The organism is Methylopila musalis (assembly GCF_042679725.1).
Classification (GTDB): Bacteria; Pseudomonadota; Alphaproteobacteria; order Rhizobiales; family Methylopilaceae; genus Methylopila; species Methylopila musalis.
The window spans coordinates 1-16,722 of sequence record NZ_JBHTMX010000057.1; the positions used below are offsets into that span (position 1 = coordinate 1).

13 protein-coding genes and 1 riboswitch are annotated in these 16,722 nt (G+C 69.5%); all 13 genes read right to left on the reverse strand.

What is annotated here, in order from left to right; translation table 11 throughout:
- Positions 1 to 95: 95 nt before the first annotated feature.
- Entirely contained in the window at positions 96 to 1,058 is a 963-nt protein-coding gene (locus tag ACFQ4O_RS08525; RefSeq protein ID WP_378775274.1) for an ABC transporter substrate-binding protein, read from the reverse strand.
- Between the two features lie 140 nt (positions 1,059 to 1,198).
- Positions 1,199 to 1,978, reverse strand: coding sequence for an ABC transporter ATP-binding protein (locus tag ACFQ4O_RS08530; RefSeq protein ID WP_378775275.1), 780 nt, complete (start codon positions 1,976 to 1,978; stop codon positions 1,199 to 1,201).
- A 5-nt stretch (positions 1,979 to 1,983) separates the two neighbouring features.
- Positions 1,984 to 4,134: a TonB-dependent receptor gene (locus ACFQ4O_RS08535; protein ID WP_378775276.1), complete on the reverse strand. Its 2,151-nt coding sequence runs from the start codon at positions 4,132 to 4,134 to the stop codon at positions 1,984 to 1,986.
- Between the two features lie 175 nt (positions 4,135 to 4,309).
- Positions 4,310 to 4,506: riboswitch (cobalamin riboswitch) on the reverse strand.
- Between the two features lie 114 nt (positions 4,507 to 4,620).
- A complete protein-coding gene (locus tag ACFQ4O_RS08540; RefSeq protein WP_378775277.1) occupies positions 4,621 to 5,472 on the reverse strand; it encodes a transporter in 852 nt (283 codons plus the stop codon).
- 137 nt (positions 5,473 to 5,609) lie between these two features.
- Entirely contained in the window at positions 5,610 to 6,278 is a 669-nt protein-coding gene (locus ACFQ4O_RS08545; protein ID WP_378775278.1) for an ABC transporter ATP-binding protein, read from the reverse strand.
- On the reverse strand, positions 6,275 to 7,000 hold the full coding sequence (locus ACFQ4O_RS08550; RefSeq protein WP_378775279.1) for an ABC transporter ATP-binding protein: 726 nt from the start codon (positions 6,998 to 7,000) through the stop codon (positions 6,275 to 6,277). Before ACFQ4O_RS08550 ends, ACFQ4O_RS08545 begins: the two co-directional genes overlap by 4 nt.
- Entirely contained in the window at positions 6,997 to 8,055 is a 1,059-nt protein-coding gene (locus ACFQ4O_RS08555; RefSeq protein WP_378775280.1) for a branched-chain amino acid ABC transporter permease, read from the reverse strand. The genes ACFQ4O_RS08550 and ACFQ4O_RS08555 overlap by 4 nt, the downstream gene beginning before the upstream one ends.
- Positions 8,052 to 8,918, reverse strand: coding sequence for a branched-chain amino acid ABC transporter permease (locus ACFQ4O_RS08560; RefSeq protein WP_378775281.1), 867 nt, complete (start codon positions 8,916 to 8,918; stop codon positions 8,052 to 8,054). The genes ACFQ4O_RS08555 and ACFQ4O_RS08560 overlap by 4 nt, the downstream gene beginning before the upstream one ends.
- Positions 8,919 to 8,995: 77 nt before the next feature.
- Complete coding sequence (locus tag ACFQ4O_RS08565; RefSeq protein WP_378775282.1) at positions 8,996 to 10,240, reverse strand: urea ABC transporter substrate-binding protein; 1,245 nt, start codon at positions 10,238 to 10,240, stop codon at positions 8,996 to 8,998.
- Between the two features lie 191 nt (positions 10,241 to 10,431).
- Entirely contained in the window at positions 10,432 to 12,456 is a 2,025-nt protein-coding gene (locus ACFQ4O_RS08570) for a hydantoinase B/oxoprolinase family protein (protein WP_378775283.1), read from the reverse strand.
- Between the two features lie 32 nt (positions 12,457 to 12,488).
- Positions 12,489 to 14,546, reverse strand: coding sequence for a hydantoinase/oxoprolinase family protein (locus ACFQ4O_RS08575; RefSeq protein WP_378775284.1), 2,058 nt, complete (start codon positions 14,544 to 14,546; stop codon positions 12,489 to 12,491).
- A 182-nt stretch (positions 14,547 to 14,728) separates the two neighbouring features.
- Positions 14,729 to 15,319, reverse strand: a complete 591-nt coding sequence (locus ACFQ4O_RS08580; RefSeq protein ID WP_378775285.1) for an ANTAR domain-containing response regulator — start codon at positions 15,317 to 15,319, stop codon at positions 14,729 to 14,731.
- A gap of 5 nt (positions 15,320 to 15,324) precedes the next feature.
- Positions 15,325 to 16,503, reverse strand: a complete 1,179-nt coding sequence (locus tag ACFQ4O_RS08585) for a transporter substrate-binding domain-containing protein (protein WP_378775286.1) — start codon at positions 16,501 to 16,503, stop codon at positions 15,325 to 15,327.
- Between the last annotated feature and the right edge of the window lie 219 nt (positions 16,504 to 16,722).

Consider the following 16,722-nt stretch of genomic DNA (forward strand, 5'->3'; position numbering starts at 1 on the left):
GCAGCGACAGCGCCATGGCCGCGACCAGCAGCAGCGCCGTGGCGAGGCCGAGCCACAGCAGGCGCGCGCGGGGCGCGCCCGCGGCGCGGCGGAGGTCAGCGGTCGCCATGCAGGAACTCCGCGATCTTCTCGAGCGCGATCAGGTTGCGCGGTCCGGGCGTCAGCTCGTCGTAGCTCAGCACCAGCACCCGGCCGGCCTTCAGCGCCCGCAGGTCCTTAAGACCCGACCGCGACAGGGCGTAGCGCAGCTTGCGCGTCGCGCCGCCCGCGCCGTGGTCCAGCACCACGATGGCGTCCGGATCGCGCTCGATCACGCTCTCCCACGAGATACGCGTCCAGTTGCCGGCGACGTCGTCGGCGATGTTGCGCCCGCCCGCCGCCTCGATCAGCGCGGTCGGCATGGCGTGGGCGCCGGCGGTGCCGGCCACCCGGCCCTCGTTGTCGTAGAGAAACACCGTCGGCCGCGTCGACACGCCCGCGACCTTCGCCGCCACCGCCGCCTGCCGCTCGCGATAGCCCGCCACCAGCGCCTCGGCGCGGGCCTCCACGCCGAAGATGCGGCCGAGATTGAGCAGGTCGCGATAGAGGAAATCGAGCGTCGGCTTTTCGCGCCGGCCGATGCGGACGCAGCTCTCAGTCAGCTCGTAGACGGGGATTCCGAGCCGGCCGAGCGTGTCCGGCGTCACCTCGCCGCCGGCGCGCATGCCGTAGCTCCAGCCGGCGAAGTAGAAGTCGACGCCCGCCTCCAGCAGCGTCTCGCGGGTCGGGTACTGGCGCTGGATCTGGCGCAGGGAGGCGGCCTTGGGGAACAGATCGACGGCCGCCGCCACCCGCTCCCGCGATCCGATGTAGCCCGCCATGCGGCCGCTGAGATCGAGCGCCAGCAGCATCTCGGTGAGGTTGGAGTCGTAGGACACCGCGCGCTCGGGCGGCCGGTCGTAGGTGGCGAGCCGGTCGCAGCTTCGCACCGTGACGGGATGGGCGGCGGCCGGCGCGGCGCAGAGCGTGAGCAGCAGCGCGGCGAGACAATGGTTTGGGCTCCGTCTGAAAACGCTCACCCCCGTCATGCCCGAGCCTGTCTCGGGCATCCACGACTTGAACGCCAAAGCGGTCGCTCGGGAAAAAAGCGTGGACACCCGCCTTTGGCGGGCATGACGGGGGCTTGAAGGCTGCGCTTCGACGCGGTCCGGACACGCTCTCACGCCCCCTCCTCCGGCAGGCGGTAGGCGAAGCGCAGCGAGCCGCGCCAGGGCGTCACCTCCGCCTCGACCCCGAAGCTGCGGCGGATCAGGGCCGGCGCCAGCGTCTCCTGTGCAGGGCCGAAGGCGGCGGGGCGCCCGCCCTCCAGCGCCAGCACGTGGTCGGCCATGTCGGCGGCGAAGTCGAGATCGTGCAGCGTGGCGACGATGGTGAGGTCGAGCCCCTTCAACAGCTCGATCGCCTCCAGCCGGTGGCGGATGTCGAGATGGTTGGTGGGCTCGTCCAGCACCAGCAGGCCCGGCTGCTGCGCCAGCGCGCGGGCGATGAGCGCGCGCTGCTTCTCGCCTCCGGACAGCGTGGCGAAGCGGCGCCCGGCGAGGCCTGCGATCTCCATGCGCGCCATGGCGTCCTCCACCACCGTCGCGCCGCCGCGATCGCCGAAGGCGCCCGCGTGCGGCGTGCGGCCCGCCTCCACCATCTCCCGCACGGTGAAGGCGAAATCCGGCGGCGCCTCCTGCAGCACGGCGGCCACCCGCCGGGCCGTCTCGCGGGGGCCAAGCGCCCACAGGTCGTGGCCGTCGAGCTTGACCACCCCGGCGGTCGGGCGGTTCACCCGGTAGAGGCAGCGCAGCAGCGTGGATTTGCCGGACCCGTTGGGGCCGATCACCGCGAGCCGCGCTCCGGGCGCGAGCGCGAAGCTCACGCCCGAGAGCACCGGCGGGCGCCCCGGAGGTCCCCACGCCAGGTTCTCCACCTCCAGCCGGACGGGCGCCGTCACGGCGGTCAGAACCGCAGATGCAGCGCGACTTCGGCGGTGCGCGGCGCGCCGAAGTACCACTGATAATCGCCGCCAGTGTAGGCGTAGGTCTTGTCGGTGAGGTTCTTCACCCGGAGATCGAGCGTGGCGTAAGCGGTCGGCTTCCACTGCAGCCCGGCGTTCACCAGAGCGTAGCCTGGACGGCTGTACCGGTTTTCGGCCGTGGTGTAGGTCTTGCCCACATATTGCAGGCCGGCCTGCGCCTTCCAGTCTTCCGCGAAGCGCCAGGTGGCCCAGACATTGGCGAGCGTTTCCGGCACCGCGTTCGGAGTGTTGCCCTTGCGGCTGACGCTTTCCGGTTCTCCCGTAACGGGATTCATGACGGACTCCCGGAAGTCGTCATAGCGCGCGTCGAGGATCGTGCCGTTGGCGTCGATCCGCCAGCCATGGCCAAGCTCAACGCCGACCGAGGCTTCGACGCCGCGCGAGGACTGCTGCCCCACCTGCTGCGTGATGGTGGGGGTGTTCGCGTCGCGGGACAGAAGGTCGTTCTTCTCGATGTAGAACGCCGAGAGCGTCCACTCGACGCGGTCGTCCCACAGGCTCTGCTTCACGCCGGCCTCGACCTGCCGGCCCTTCGAGAGCGCGAAGTCCGCCTGCGACTTCGGCAGCGAGAGGATGGACGTCACCGGGTCCGCAGCCTCCGAATACTGCGCGTAGACCGCGAGGTTCTCGATCGGTTCATAGACCGCGCCGACGCGCCAGGAGATCGAATTCAGCGTCGGGTTGGACGTGTCGCCGGTGCGGACGTTGCGATAATCCACCTCCGGATGGTCGTAGCGCAGGCCCGCGACCAGCGAGAGCGTGTCCGTGACCTTCAGCCGGTCGTCGAAGAAGAACGAGTACTGGGTGGTGATCGCCTTGTAGTCCTTGCCGTAGGGGCTCGCGCTGCCGTAATCGCCCGGGTCGAAGCCCGTGGGCGGCAGCGACGGGTTGAGGTCCGGATTGCCGTAGCCGCCGTTGTTCAGGCGGCGGAAGTCGAACCGGTTGACGTCGAAACCGACCACCGCCTCGTTCGCCATGCCGAACAGCTCGGTGCGGATGGTGGCGTCGGCGCGGGCGCCGATCTGCTCCTGCTCTTGCTTGATCGCGATGAAGCTCGAGCGGTCGATCAGGCCGGTCCCCGCGTTCCATGTGTAGCCCTCGGCGTTGCGCCACAGGCGGTTGGCGGTGACGTAATAGGCGGTCGCCCGCAGCGTCACGGTCTCGTTCGGCGTCCACTCCGCCTTGAGCTGGGTGATGGTGTCGTTGAAGCGGATCACGCCGTCGCGGACGTTGTAGTTCTCGCCGATCCAGTCCGTCTCCACATTGCCGGCGCCCTTCAGCGGCGTGCCGAAATAGCGGCTCGGCTGATTGTGACCGCCGTCATGCGTCAGGGTGACGGAGAGCTCGTCCGTCGGCCGCCAGTTCAGCGCGCCGGAAAAGGCGAGGTTCTTGTGGTCGCCCCGGTCCATCCAGCCGTCGCCGCGATTGCCGACCACGTCGAAGCTGTAGGCGAACCTGTCGTTGATCGGCCCGGCGCTGCCGGCGGCGAGGCCCACCTGTCCGTCCGTTCCCACCACCATGCGGGCCTCGTTGCGGCGCTCGTCGGTGAGGGGCTTCTTCGGGATGATGTTGATGGCGCCGCCGACGGCGCCCTCGCCGTAGAGCACCGAGGCCGGGCCGCGCAGCACCTCGATCCGGTCCACGGTCCAGGTGTCGAACGGGAAAGTGACGGTGCCCTGGCCCGGATAGAGCCGCACGCCGTCATAGAGCGTGGTGACCGAGTTCACGCCGGTGAAGCCGCGCGACGAATAGGCGCCGAAGCCGTTGCCCGGCGTGCCGATGAAGCTGAAGCCGGCCGCGTTCTGGGTCACGGCTTCGGCGATGGAGGACTGGCCCCGGTCGCGGACCACGTCGCCGGAGACCACGTCCACGCTCGCCGGCGTCTCCAGCGGCGTCAGGCCAAGCCGGCTGCCGGCGTTGGTCTTCACGGACAGGTTCGGGCCGGGCGCGACCGTGGCGCCCGCGCCGCTGACGGTGATCTCGTCGAGCGCCACCGGGCTGTCGGGCGCTTGCGCGCGGGCCGGCGCGGCGAGGGCTGCGGCGCAGCAGGCGCCGAGCAGCGCGGCGCGCAAGGACGAGGGTGCCGGGACGGCGCGTAACGGCAGACGTGAGGAATCAGGCATCGGGACCCCGAGCGGGACGAGTGGCGCGTCACCGCGAACTGGAAGTCGTCCCGAGCGTCACGCGCCTTTCGACGCGCCCGACGGTTCGCCCACCATCGGTGCACCCCGCCCGACGCGTTCGCGTGTAACCACACGGCTGACGGCAGGTCTCCTGGCTCGCGGGTCAGTGCGCGTTCGTCGCCTTCCCAGACCCGTGAGGGTCCAGTGGCCGATGACGACGCGCTCGCCGCTTACAGTTGCGGGGGCAGCCGCGGCTTCGGGCCGAAGCCCGCACCGCGTTCCCTTTTGATCCCCGAAGGGAACCGTCCCCGCCCAATTACGGCGCTGCGGCGCCGAAGGCAAGGCGGTTTCGGGTCACGGCTCCGCGTCCTTGGTTGTGGACGGCGCGGCCATTGGTCGAGGGGCCCGCTCCTCGCGGTCGGGCCCCTCCCGTCCTCAGTACTTGACGACCAGCGGGGCCTCGGCCTTGGCCGGGGTCCACAGCGGGAAGCTGAGGTTGGTCCAGAGGATCGTGTCCTTGAAGCCGCGATTCTTCGAATAGACGTCGCGGGTCAGCTTCACGTTCAGGTTGGCGCCGCCGAAGTCGTAGCCCACGAGGCCGCCGATCGCGAACTGGGACTGCTTGCCGTACCAGGAGACCGGCTTGCTCACATCCGCCGAGAAATGCGCCACCGGGCCGATCTCGAACTTGCCGAACTTCTTGGTCGCGGTGAGGTCAGCGATCACGTAGTTCGGCGCGAAGTCGTCGCGGTCGTCGCCCACCGGCGTGCCGAACATGAAGTTGCCGGTGAGGTTCCAGCCGTCGCCGAGATAGCTCGCGCCGACGCGGTGCTCGATGGTGCCGTAGTCGAGCGAGAGCGTGTCGCCCTGCGGGATGTAGCCGCCGAGGCGGTAGCCCACATAGAGGTCGTTTCCGAGGTCCCAGCTCAGCTGGGCCGCGAAATAGGTGTTGAACAGGCCGAACTCGCTGCCCGCGCCCTCGATCGAGATGTCGGCGATGGTCGGGGCGGCGATCCCGCCGATGTCCGCGCCGAGAAATTTGGCGCCGGTCTGCCAGAAGAAGAAGAACGTGTTGTAGTTCGAGCGGATGTCGACGCCGCCCACCTCCCGGAAGCCGGAATAGGTCTGGTTGAGGTAGTAGAGCCCCTCCGGCGCCACGGCCCAGACCGGGATGCCGGTGGTGTAGCCCGGCGCCGAGGTGCCGGCCGCGCCGGCGGGCGTGGCGGCGAGCGCCAGTCCGGCGGCCGCGGCCGCGGCCGCGCATTTCATGGTCATGCAGATCGTCATCGCGTCAGTCTCCCCGAGGGCGCCCGCCATAGCGGGCCGTTGGGCGCGCGAGCTTCCTTCCGCCGGAACGAGGCCCCGGCGGCCGCACCGCTCTTGCGCTGGATGACGGCGCCGGATCGGTCCCGGCGCCGGATGCGTCAGGCCGCGGCCTCGGGCGGCGCGGCGAAGGCCAGCCGGCCCTTCTCCATGTGAAGGACCCGGTCGGCCAGATCGGTCATGAACTTGAGGTTCTGCTCCACCAGCAGGATCGAGAGCCCGAGCTCCCGCCGAAGCGTCAGCAGCGTCTCCACGATCTCGTCGCGGATCGAGGGCTGGATGCCCTCCGTGGGCTCGTCCAGCAGGATCAGCGACGGCTTCGCGCAGAGGCAGCGCGCCAGCGCCAGGATCTGCTGCTCGCCGCCCGAGAGCACGCCGCCCGCCCGGTCCACGATCGGCTGCAGCCGGGGGAAGCGGGCGATCATCTCGTCCACGAGGCTAAGCGGCGCGCCGGACGCGCGGGCGGCGAAGGCCATGTTCTCGCGCACGGTGAGGCCGGGGAAGATCTGACGGCCCTGCGGCACGTAGCCGAGGCCTCGCCGCGCGCGGCGGTGGGGCGGCTCCTGGGCGATGTCGACGCCTGCGAACAGGATCGCGCCCGCGCTCGGGCGGATCGCGCCGCTGAGCGCCTTGAGCAAAGTGCTCTTCCCCATGCCGTTGTGGCCGAGCACGCCGAGGATCTCCCCTTCGGCGATGGCGAAGCCCACGTCGCGCAGCACGCCGATGGAGCCGTAGCCGGCGGCGAGGTTCGAGACGGCGAGGATGCTCATGCCGCATCCTTTCCGAGATAGACGTCGCGCACCCGGGCGTCCGCCATCACCTCCGCGGCCGGGCCTTCCGCCAGCACCTCGCCGCGGTTGAACACGGTGACGGTGCGGGCGATGCGGCGGATGAAAGCCATGTCGTGCTCCACCACGATCACCGAGCTTGACCGGGCGAGCTCCACGATCAGGTCGCCCAGACGGTCCACCTCCGCCCCGGTCATGCCCGCGGCGGGCTCGTCCAGCAGGATCAGGTCCGGCGCCTGCGCCACCACCATGGCGAGCTCCACCAGCTGCCGCTGGCCGTGGGCGAGCAGCCCGACCGTCGCGCCCGCGAGATGGGGGATGCGCATGCGCTCCAGCGCCTCGTCCGCCCGGCGGCGGGCGAGCGTCGGCGGCAGCAGGGCGTCGGTCGCGACGCGCACGCTCTCCATCACGGTCAGGCCGTCGAACACGCTCGGCGTCTGGGTCTTCACGCCGACGCCGAGCCGGGCGATGCGCGAGGCCGGCAGGCCGACGATGCTGCGGCCGCGCAAGGCGACCTCGCCCGAGGTCGGACGAAGCTGGCCCGACAGCATCTTGAAGAAGGTGCTCTTGCCGGCGCCGTTCGGGCCGATGAGGCAGCGCAGCTCGCCCTCCCCCACCGTCATGCTGACGCCGCCGACCGCCGTCACGCCGCCGAAGCGCATGACGAGGTTGCGGGCTTCGAGAAGCGGCGGCGCGACGCTCATGGCCGGTCCTCCGCCGCGCGGGGCTGGCCGAGCTTCGAGCCGCCGAGCCGGTCGTCGGCGAGCGTCAGCAGGCGCTCGCCGAGCGTGAGCGCGGTCGGCAGCAGGCCGCGCCGCATCGCCACCACGCAGAGCGTGAGCACGACGCCCATCACGAGGTTGGGGTCGGTCCAGCCGCCGCCGTCGACCGCGCCGAGCCAGGTGGCGAGCGCGAGCATGGCGAAACAGCCGATCACCGGCCCCGCCAGCGTGCCGAGCCCGCCGACGATGACCCAGATGATGACCTGCCCGTTGGTCTGAAGGTTGAACATGGTCGGGCTCACGAACACCGAGTTCGCGAAGGCGACGCCGCCCACGCCCGCGATCGCGCCGCCGAGGGTGAAGATCCCGAGCTTGTAGAACCGCGTGTCGTAGCCGAGCAGTTCGGCCCGGACCGGGTTCTCCCGGATCGCCACCACGGCGCGGCCGAAGCGGGTCGCGATCGCGAGCCGGCAGATCAGGTAGCAGACGATCAGCGCGCCCACCGACAGCGCATAGATCTGCTCCGGCATCAGCGGCTCGTCGGGCTTGCCGAGCGCGGTCATGATCGGCGTCGAGGGAATGCCGTTGAAGCCGCCGAGGGGGGCTACGCCGATGGTCCATTCCTCGCCCGCCGTCTGGTTGATGAAGCGGTAGAGGATCAGCGAGACGGTGAGCGTGATGACGCCGAGATAGACGTCCGACACCCGGCCCCAGAACATGAAGTAGCCGAGCAGCGCGGCGAAGGCGGCGGCGCTCGCCACCGCGATCAGGGCCGCCAGCGCCGTGTCGCCGAAGTTCAGCCCGGCGACCGCGTAGACATAGCCCGCGAGGCCGAAGAAGGCCGCCTGCCCGAAGGACAGCACGCCGCCATAGCCCCAGATCAGCGCCAGCGACAGCGCGAGAATGGCGTAGCTCGCATAGATCGCGCCGTTGATCATGGTGGAGATGTCGCCGCTCTGGGGCACGACCACGAGCGCGTAGAGCGCGGCGGCGGCGATCGCCGCGAAGCCGGCCGCGGAGCGAAGGGAGAGGGTCACAGCGACCTCCGGAAGTAGCGACCGGTGACGCCCTGCGGCAGCAGGCGCAGCAGCACGACGGCGCAGGCGAGCAGGGCCACCTCGCCGAGCACGGGGCTCGTCAGGAAGGAGAAGGCGGCGTTCACCGCGCCGAGCAGGCCGGCGGCGCTCAGCGTGCCGGCGAGGATGGCCGCGCCGCCCGAGATGACGGTGATGAAGGTCTTGGCGATGTAGGTGGCGCCGATGGTGGGCGCGACGCCGGCGATGGGCGCGATCAGCGCGCCGGCGAGCCCGGAGATCGCCGCGCCCGCGATGAAGGTGATGGCGTAGACCCTGGCCGGATCGACGCCGAGCGCCGCCGCCATGTCGCGGTTCTGCATGGCGGCGCGGGCGATCAGCCCGACGGGGGTGCGGGCGAGAACCCACCAGCCGGCCGCGAAGAGGAGGACGGAGACGCCCGCCACCAGCAGTTCGTAGCGCCCGATGGCGTAGGCCCCGATCGAGAGGCTTCCGAGCGGCGGCGAGATGCCGGCGACCGTGTTGCCGAAGATCACGGTGATGAGCCCGACCAGCGCCAGGCTCACGCCCCAGGTGGCGAGCATGGTGTCGATCATCCGGCCGTAGAGCCTGCGGATGACGAGGCGCTCGATCACGGCGCCGACCGCGCCCACCACCAGCGGCGCGACCACGAAGATCGACAGCCACAGGTTCAGCCCGGCCTGATGCGACACCAGCGCGGCGTAGCCGCCCAGCATCAGGAACTCGCCATGGGCCATGTTGATGATGCGCATCATGCCGAAGATCACCGCGAGCCCCGCGCTGATGAGCGCGAGGTTCGCGACCGTGACCACGACCTGAAGAAGCACGATGACCGCGTAATCCATGCCGGTCTCCCGAACCGCGAACACTGGAAAAGGGCGGGCGCTCGAGGGGACGACGCGCCCGCCCGCCCGTCCCGACGTCAGACCTTGACGTCGATGACGAACTGCTTGGTCTCGTTGGGGTTCTTGGTCAGGTCGCAGACCGCCGCCGTGTCCGCCGGCGTCTGCTGCGGGAAGCTCTCCAGCACGTGGTAGGCCCCGCCCTTCACCTCGGCGATGTAGACGTCGAGCGTGTCGTGGTGGGTCGCGGCGTCGATGGTGGTCTTGCCCGCGGGGCCGGTGAAGGAGAGCCCGCTTTCGAGCGCCGCGATCACCTTGTCCCGCTCGATCGAGCCCGCGTTCTTGGCCGCCTCCGCCCAGAGGTTCACGGCGTGGTAGGTCATCGCCGCGCCCTCGGTCACCGCGTCCGCCTTGTCGCCGAACCGGGCCTTGTAGCGCGTGATGAAGTCGAGGTTCTCCGGCGTCTGGATGCCGTCGAAATAGGCGTAGGAGACGATGATGCCGTCGTGCTCCTCCGGCGAGGTCAGCGCCTGCTCGTTGCCGATGCCGAAGGTGGTGGAGGCCATGGGGATCTTGTCCTTCATGCCGGACGCGACCCACTGGCGGTAGAACGAGTTGTGCGCCGCGCCCACCAGCACCGACATGATCATGTCCGGCTTCGCCGCCTGGATCTTGCGGATGGTCGGGCCGAAGTCGTTCACGTCGAGCGGGAAGAAGTCCGCCTGAGCCACGTCGCCGCCGTTCTCGGTGGCGAACTTCTTGATCCACTTGGCGGTGATCTGGCCGTAGTTGTAATCGGCCGCGAGCACATAGATCTTCTTCGCGTTGAAGCGCTTCATCGCGAAGGGCGTGAACTTCTGAAGCGTCTGGGCCGGCGTCGAGCCCATGCAGAACACGTTGCGGTCGCAGACGCCGCCTTCGTAGAGCAGACTGTAGAAATAGGGGACGCGGTAGCGGCGCAGCGCCGGCCGCATGGCCTCGCGCGAGGCGGAGATGACGCCGCCGAACACCACGGCGGCCTTCTGCTTGGTTGCGGCCTCGGTGGCGTACTGGGTGTAGAGCTGCATGTTGGACTGGGGGTCGTAGTTCTTGAGCGCGATCTCGCGCCCCAGCACCCCGCCCCTGGCGTTCAGCTCCTCAACCGCCAGCGTCAGGCAGTTGATCATCGGCCGGCCGTAGATGTCGATGCCGCCGGAGGCGTCGTGGATGCCGGCGATCTGGATGGCGTCCGCGGCGCTCGCGCCCCGGATGTAGGCGGGCGCGAGGCCCAGCGCCGCGCCGGCGGCGGCGGTCTTGAGAAGCGTGCGGCGGGTGAAGGCGGTCATGGTCGATCCCCGAAGCGTCGTCGGTCGGTTGGGTGGCGTGGTTCGCCGGGTGCGGCCGGCGGCCGTATCGCATGCGCCTTGGCGTGATCTCTGGGGCGTTTCGGGCTTGGCGGTCTGGCGCCGCCATGGCCCGGTCTTGGCCGGCGGCCGGGAGGTTCGCGCCCCCGGCCGCCGTTCGGCAGGCGGGGTCGTCAGGCGACCTTGAGCGAGACGCTCGCCTCGGAGCCGGGCTTGAGGCGCTTGCTCCAGTAGGGCGCGGCGCGGCGCTTCAGCATCGCGCGGAACTGCCCGGTGGTCTTCGGCAGCAGCTCGCCCGAGCCCCAGTTCACGATCACGCCGTGCTGGCGAATGAGGTCGAGCATGGAGAGCTCGCCCGCCCGGTACTTCGCGGCGATCGCCTCCGGATCTTCCTCGATCCACTTGGCGCGGTTGGCGCGGATATAGGCGCGCTTGGCGAGCGTCGCCTCGCGGTCCACCTCGTACTCGGCGAGATCGGCGTCGATCTCCTTCACCACCACGCCGTAGTCGATGGCGGCGCGGGCGATCGAGACGTAGCCGTCCGCCACGTCCTCGCAGACGAGCTGCGGGTCGCGCTCCAGCGGATCGCCGAGGCCGCCGCCGCCGGCGGACGGGCGGGTCACATGGTCGCCGGCCAGGAGCGGCTCGTTGGAGAACATGGAGCCGAGGTAGCGCTCGTTCTCCAGCCCCTCGTTCACCCACACGCCGTGCGGGATCGACGGCAGGCCGCCCCACAGGCCCCAGGTGATGGAGCGCTCGCGGTCGCAACAGTAGGAGACGACGGTGCGGTCGACCTCGGTGAGGATCACGCCCTTGTCGACGCCCATGCCGCCGCGGGACTCGCCGGGGCCGCCGGAATCCACCCGAAGCTCGTGGGCGGTGGTGAGCACCGGCGCCAGCCGCTCCTGCCCCTCGAAGGGCTGGGTGCCGAGCTGCACGCCGAACACCGGGCCGGTGGCGCCCCAGCCGTCGCGGCCGTTACGGGCGCCCCAGCCGCCGACCATCCAGTCGTACCACATGAAGTGCTTCTGGCCGGTCCCGCCCTCGCGATTGTCGCGGCCGCCGATCAGCAGGTAGTCGAGGTTGAAGGTGCAGGCCATGGCCCGCTCGGGCAGCACCTCGGCCCAGAGTTCGAAGATCGAGTTCATGATCTTCTCGAACGGACCGGAGCAGAAGCCCGCGACCGGCGTCGGCCAGGCGGCGTTGACCACCGAGCCTTCCGGCCCGAGATCGACCGTCACCACCCGGTAGAAGCCCGAATTCAGCGGGATCTCCGGGAACTGCATCTTGGTGCCGGCGACGATGGCCGCGAAGGAGCCGCCGTAACAGGCGTTCAGGAAGCAGCGGATGCTGGTCGGGTGCGACTTCGACAGGTCGTAATGAACCGTGTCGTCCTTGATGGTCATGCGCACCCGGATCGGGATCAGGCCCTCGCCCACGCCCGGATCGAGGTCGATGTAGTCCTCGGTCTCCCACACGCCGTCCGGCAGCGCCGCGACGCGCTGGCGGGTCAGGGTCTCGACGTAGTCCTGCACCGCGGTGAAGGAGGTCTTGATGACGTCGAGGCCGTATTTCTCGATCAGGCGGCAGACCTCGGTCTCGGCCACCTTGGTCGCCTGGGCCTGGGCCTCCATGTCGCCGATGATGTCGGCGGGAGCGCGGGTGTTGGAGGCGATGAGGTTGCAGACGTCCTTGAGCTGCTCGCCCTTGCTCCAGACGCGCACCGGGGTGATGCGCAGGCCCTCGGCCATGTGGTCGAGCGCGTTGACGTTGAACGAACCCGGCGTCGCGCCGCCCACGTCCGCCCAGTGGCCGTTGGCCTGGGCGAAGCCGAGCAGCTCGCCCTTGTAGAACATCGGCCGCACGATGCGGGTGTCGTTGAAGTGGGTGCCGCCCTGGTAGACGTCGTTCACAACGAACACGTCGCCGGGATGGATGTCGCCCTGGAAGGCCTTGATCACGGCCTTCGCGGTGTAGTGCAGCGTGCCCACATGGGCGGCGATGTCGCCCGAGCCCTGCATGATGGTGTCGCCGTTCACGTCGCAGAGCGCGGACGAGAAGTCGCGGGACCAGATCACGAAGGAGTAGCAGGTGCGGAAGATCTGCTCCGCCATCTGGTCGACGATGTTGACGTATGCGTTCTTGAGAACCTCGAAGGTGACCGGATCGAGGCCGTGGTCCATGTTCGCGGAAGACATGGGGGTGCTCCTGTGATTGGGGCGCGGACCGGTCAGGCCAGCGGGATGCGCATGACGAGGGTGAGCGAGCGGTCGACCTCGGCCGTGACGCCGGGCGGCACGATCACGGTGGAGTCGAGCTGGTCGATGACGGCGGGGCCTTCGACCTTCATGCCGGCCTTCAGCGCGTCGCGGAGATAGACGGGCGTGTCGACCGCCTCGGGCAGCTCGTCGAACCGCACCTTGCGGGAGCCGGCGGGGACGGCCGGTTCGTCCACCGGATCGAAATCCGCGAACTTGGCCTTCGGGGTCACGCCGGTCGCGGTGACCGAGACGCGGTAGATCTCCACCGGCGCGCCGGGACGCGAGTAGTTGTGCTCGCGGCCATGCTCCTCGTGGAAGTGGGCGATCGCCTCTTCGAGCGACGTCACCGGCGAGGCGATGTTGATGGCGAGCGCGCGCCACTGGCCGTGGTAGCGCATGTCGATCTTGCGCTGGAACACCATGTTCTCGACCGCCACGCCCTCGGACGTCAGACGCTCGGCGCCCTCGACCTCGAGCTCCCGGAACGTGGTCTCCAGGTCCAGGATGTTCACGTCGTCGGCCTTGGAGAGGTACATGCGCGAGATGTCGTGCTGGATGTCCACCAGCAGGCAGCCGAGCGCGGAGGTGACGCCGGGATTCGGCGGCACCAGCACCACCGGGATCGCCAGATCCTTGGCGAGCGCCGCCCCGTGGAGCGGCCCGGCGCCGCCGAAGGCGACGAGGGCGAAGTCGCGCGGGTCGTAGCCGCGGCGGATGGAGAGCAGGCGCACCGCGTCCGACATGTTGGCGTTGGCGACCTTGATCACCGCGATCGCCGCGTCCTCCACCGACATGCCGAGCGGGCCGGCGACGCCCTTGCGGATCGCCTCGGTGGCGAGCGCCTTGTCGAGCCCCACCTTGCCGCCGGCGAGCCGGTCCGACAGGCGGCCGAGCACCACGTTGGCGTCGCAGTTGGTGGGGTTTTCGCCGCCGCGTCCGTAGCAGGCGGGTCCGGGCGTCGAGCCGGCGGACTGCGGGCCGTTGCGCAGCGAGTTGGCGGCGTCGAGCCAGGCGAGCGAGCCGCCGCCAGCCCCGATGGTCAGCACCTCGATCGAGGGGAAGCAGATCGGGTAGCCGTATTCGACGTACCATTCCTTGGTGACGTTGATGTCGCCGTTGTCGCAGAGCGAGACGTCAGTGGAGGTGCCGCCCATGTCGAGGCCGATCGAGTTCTTGAACCCGGCCTGTTCGGCGACGAAGCGGCTGGCGATGGCGCCGGCGGCGATGCCGGACGCGGACAGGCGGGCGGCGTAGCGCTCGGCCATCTTCGCGGTCATGACGCCGCCGCCGGAATGCAGCAGCATCACGTCTTCCTTGTAGCCGCCTTCCTTCATGCGGCTTTCGAGCCGGCTGGCGTAGTTGCCGACCACCGGCGCCAGCACCGCGTTCGCGACCGTGGTCGAGAAGCGCTCATGCTCGAAGATCTCCGGCATGATGTCGCTGGAGATGGAGATCACCGCCTCCGGCAGCGCCTCGGCGAGGATGTCGCGCATGCGCTGCTCGTTCGCCGGGTTGATGAAGGCGTTGGCGAAGCAGATGGCGATGGTCTTCACGCCGCGCTTCTTGATCACGCGGGCGAGTTCGGCGGCCTCGGCCTCGTCGAGCGGGGTCACGATCTTGCCCGCGTAGTCGGTGCGCTCGGAGACCACGAGACGGTCGCGGCGCCGGATGTAGGGCTTCGCCATCTCCTTGTAGGTGTCCCAGAGGTCGTCGCGGTTGCCGCGGCGGATCTCGATGGTGTCGCGGAAGCCCTTGGTGGTGACCATCACCGCCGGCGGAAAGCGGCGGGTGATCAGCGCGTTGGTGGCGAGCGTGGTGCCGTGCTTGAACAGCAGCAGGTCGTTGAGGTCGACGCCGCCGGCCTCGATGCCGGCGAGCACGCCGTCGATCGGGTCGGGCGTGGTCGGCACCTTGGCCACATGCATGCGGCCGGTGGCCTCGCTCAGCACGCAGATGTCGGTGAACGTTCCGCCCACGTCGCAGGCGACGCGGACCTTGCGGTCGTCCGCCCCGGTTCCTTGAGTCATTGTCGGCTCCTTCACGTCGGGACCCGCGCCGCTGCGGCGGCGCCGGGCCGGAAAAACAAAAAGCCGCCGCCAGCGGGAGTGCTGGCGACGGCTCTCTCAGCCTGGACCCGGCGGCGGCGACCATTGGCGCTTCCGGGTCGATATGAAGTCGGCGTCCAAACGCGCGGCGAGCGCCGCTGCGGTCAGAGTCCGATGAATTCGTCAGCGTCTATGATGGTCGCGCAAACGACATCCATAGACACGCGTGCGGACATTGCACGCATTCGTATCACGTCATACGCTTCCTGCTCAGAAAAACCCTTGCGCGACATCAGTATCGCCTTGGCTTTCTCCATCCGCCTGAAGCCTTCTAACTTTGACTCAAGCTTGCGAGTTCTGTCAATAAGGTTTTTTTCTTTTGCGGAAAGTGTGCGCGACAAAACGAGGCTGGTCAGCAGACCGAATGCGCGGATCGGCTTCGTCACGATCGAGACGGCGCCCGCGCGGGCGATCGCCTCGATCACCGCGGGGCTCTCGAACTCCACGATGGCGATCAGCGTGGCCTGGGATCCGCTCTCCACCAGCGCCTTCAGCAGCACATGGGTGAAGCCGTCCTGACGGAACAGCATGAACACCACGTCCGCGTCCGGGCGCATGGTCTCGGTCGGCGGCCAGACCGCCTCGACCTCGCAGCCGATGCGGCGGATCTGCGCGACGAGTTCGTCCCGCTCCCGATCCTTGGGATGGTAGATCACGACGCGGAGGGTCCGGATGTCGCGAAGCGCCTTCAGCATGGGGCTCAGATCCCCGACACGAGCGGCAGCAGCGACGGCGGCGTCGCGCCGTCCCAGTCCTCGAGCGTGTGGTTCACCAGATAGGGGTCCGGCTTCACCGGCGAGGTGGACTCGGCGATGATCTGGAACTGCCCGTCCGCCTGCACCCGGCCGATGCGCGGCCAGAGATAAAGGTGGCTGTTCTCGGGATCGAGCCGCACCTCCCCTTCCGGCGCCCGGAACGTCATGCGCGACAGCTCGTCCCTGACCGCCTCGGGCGCGGCCGAGCCCGCCCGCGCCACGGCGCCGAGCGTCAGATGGGTGACGACATAGGCGGTCTCGGCCATGGCGTTCAGCCGCTCGTGCACGCCGAAGCGGGCCTGATAGGCCCGGACGAAGCGCCGGTTCTCAGGCGTGTCCACCGACTGGAAATAGGTGGCGGCCGTGAGATGGCCCTCCGCCAGGCGCGGCGGCATGGCCGCCACCTCCGCCTCGGTGATGGTGAGGCTGGCGAAGGTGGTGTCGGCGGTCAATCCCGCCTCGGCGCAGAGCTCGTAGAAGGCCGACGCCGCTTTGCCCACCACGGTGCAGAACACCACGTCCGGCTTCTTGCGCCGGATGTCCTGCACGATCTGGTCCAGCTCCCGGCGCGTGACCTCGATCGGCACGTAGCGCTCGGCCAGCGCGTGGCCCTTGCGCTCGGCGATCAGCGTGAGCAGCACCCGGTGGGACTCGATCGGGAACGTGTAGCGCGTGCCCACCAGATAGAAGCGCTTGCCGGGCTCGTTCATCAGGTGGCGGGCCAGCATCAGGATGTGCTGGTTCGGCACCGCGCCGCCGTAGATCACGTTGGGAGAGTACTCAAAGCCCTCGTAGCAGGCGGCGTAGCCGAGCAGCGCCCCCCGCCGCTCGACCACCGGCACCACGGCCTGCCGGGTGTTGGTCATGTAGCAGCCGATGAGCAGGTCCGCCCGCTCGTCGTCCAGCATGGATTCCGCGATCGCCGCGAAACGGGCGGGGTCGGACTGGGCGTCCTGCGCCAGCAGCACCGCCTCCCGCCCGTCGACGCCGCCGGCGGCGTTGATCTCCTCGATCGCGAGCCGGGTCGCGTTGAGCTGGGTGCGCTCCACGAAGGCGGTCGCGCCGGTTTCGGAATAGAGCGCGCCCACCAGCAGGGGACGGCGCGTCGCAGAACCTGAGGTCATCGCTCGCCACAAACAAAAAGGGAGCCCTCGCCGCACCGTGGACCGGTCCAGCGAGAGCTCCCTTGCTCCTGAGACGAAGGTAGGGACGAACGCCCGCGCCCGTCAAGCGCCCTTTTCGCGCCGCACCATTCGGCATGGCGGAGGGGCTTTGCGGCGAGCTTTTCGCCCCCTCACCCGGAGGGCTGACGCCCTCCGACCTCTCCCCGCCGGGGAGAGGTG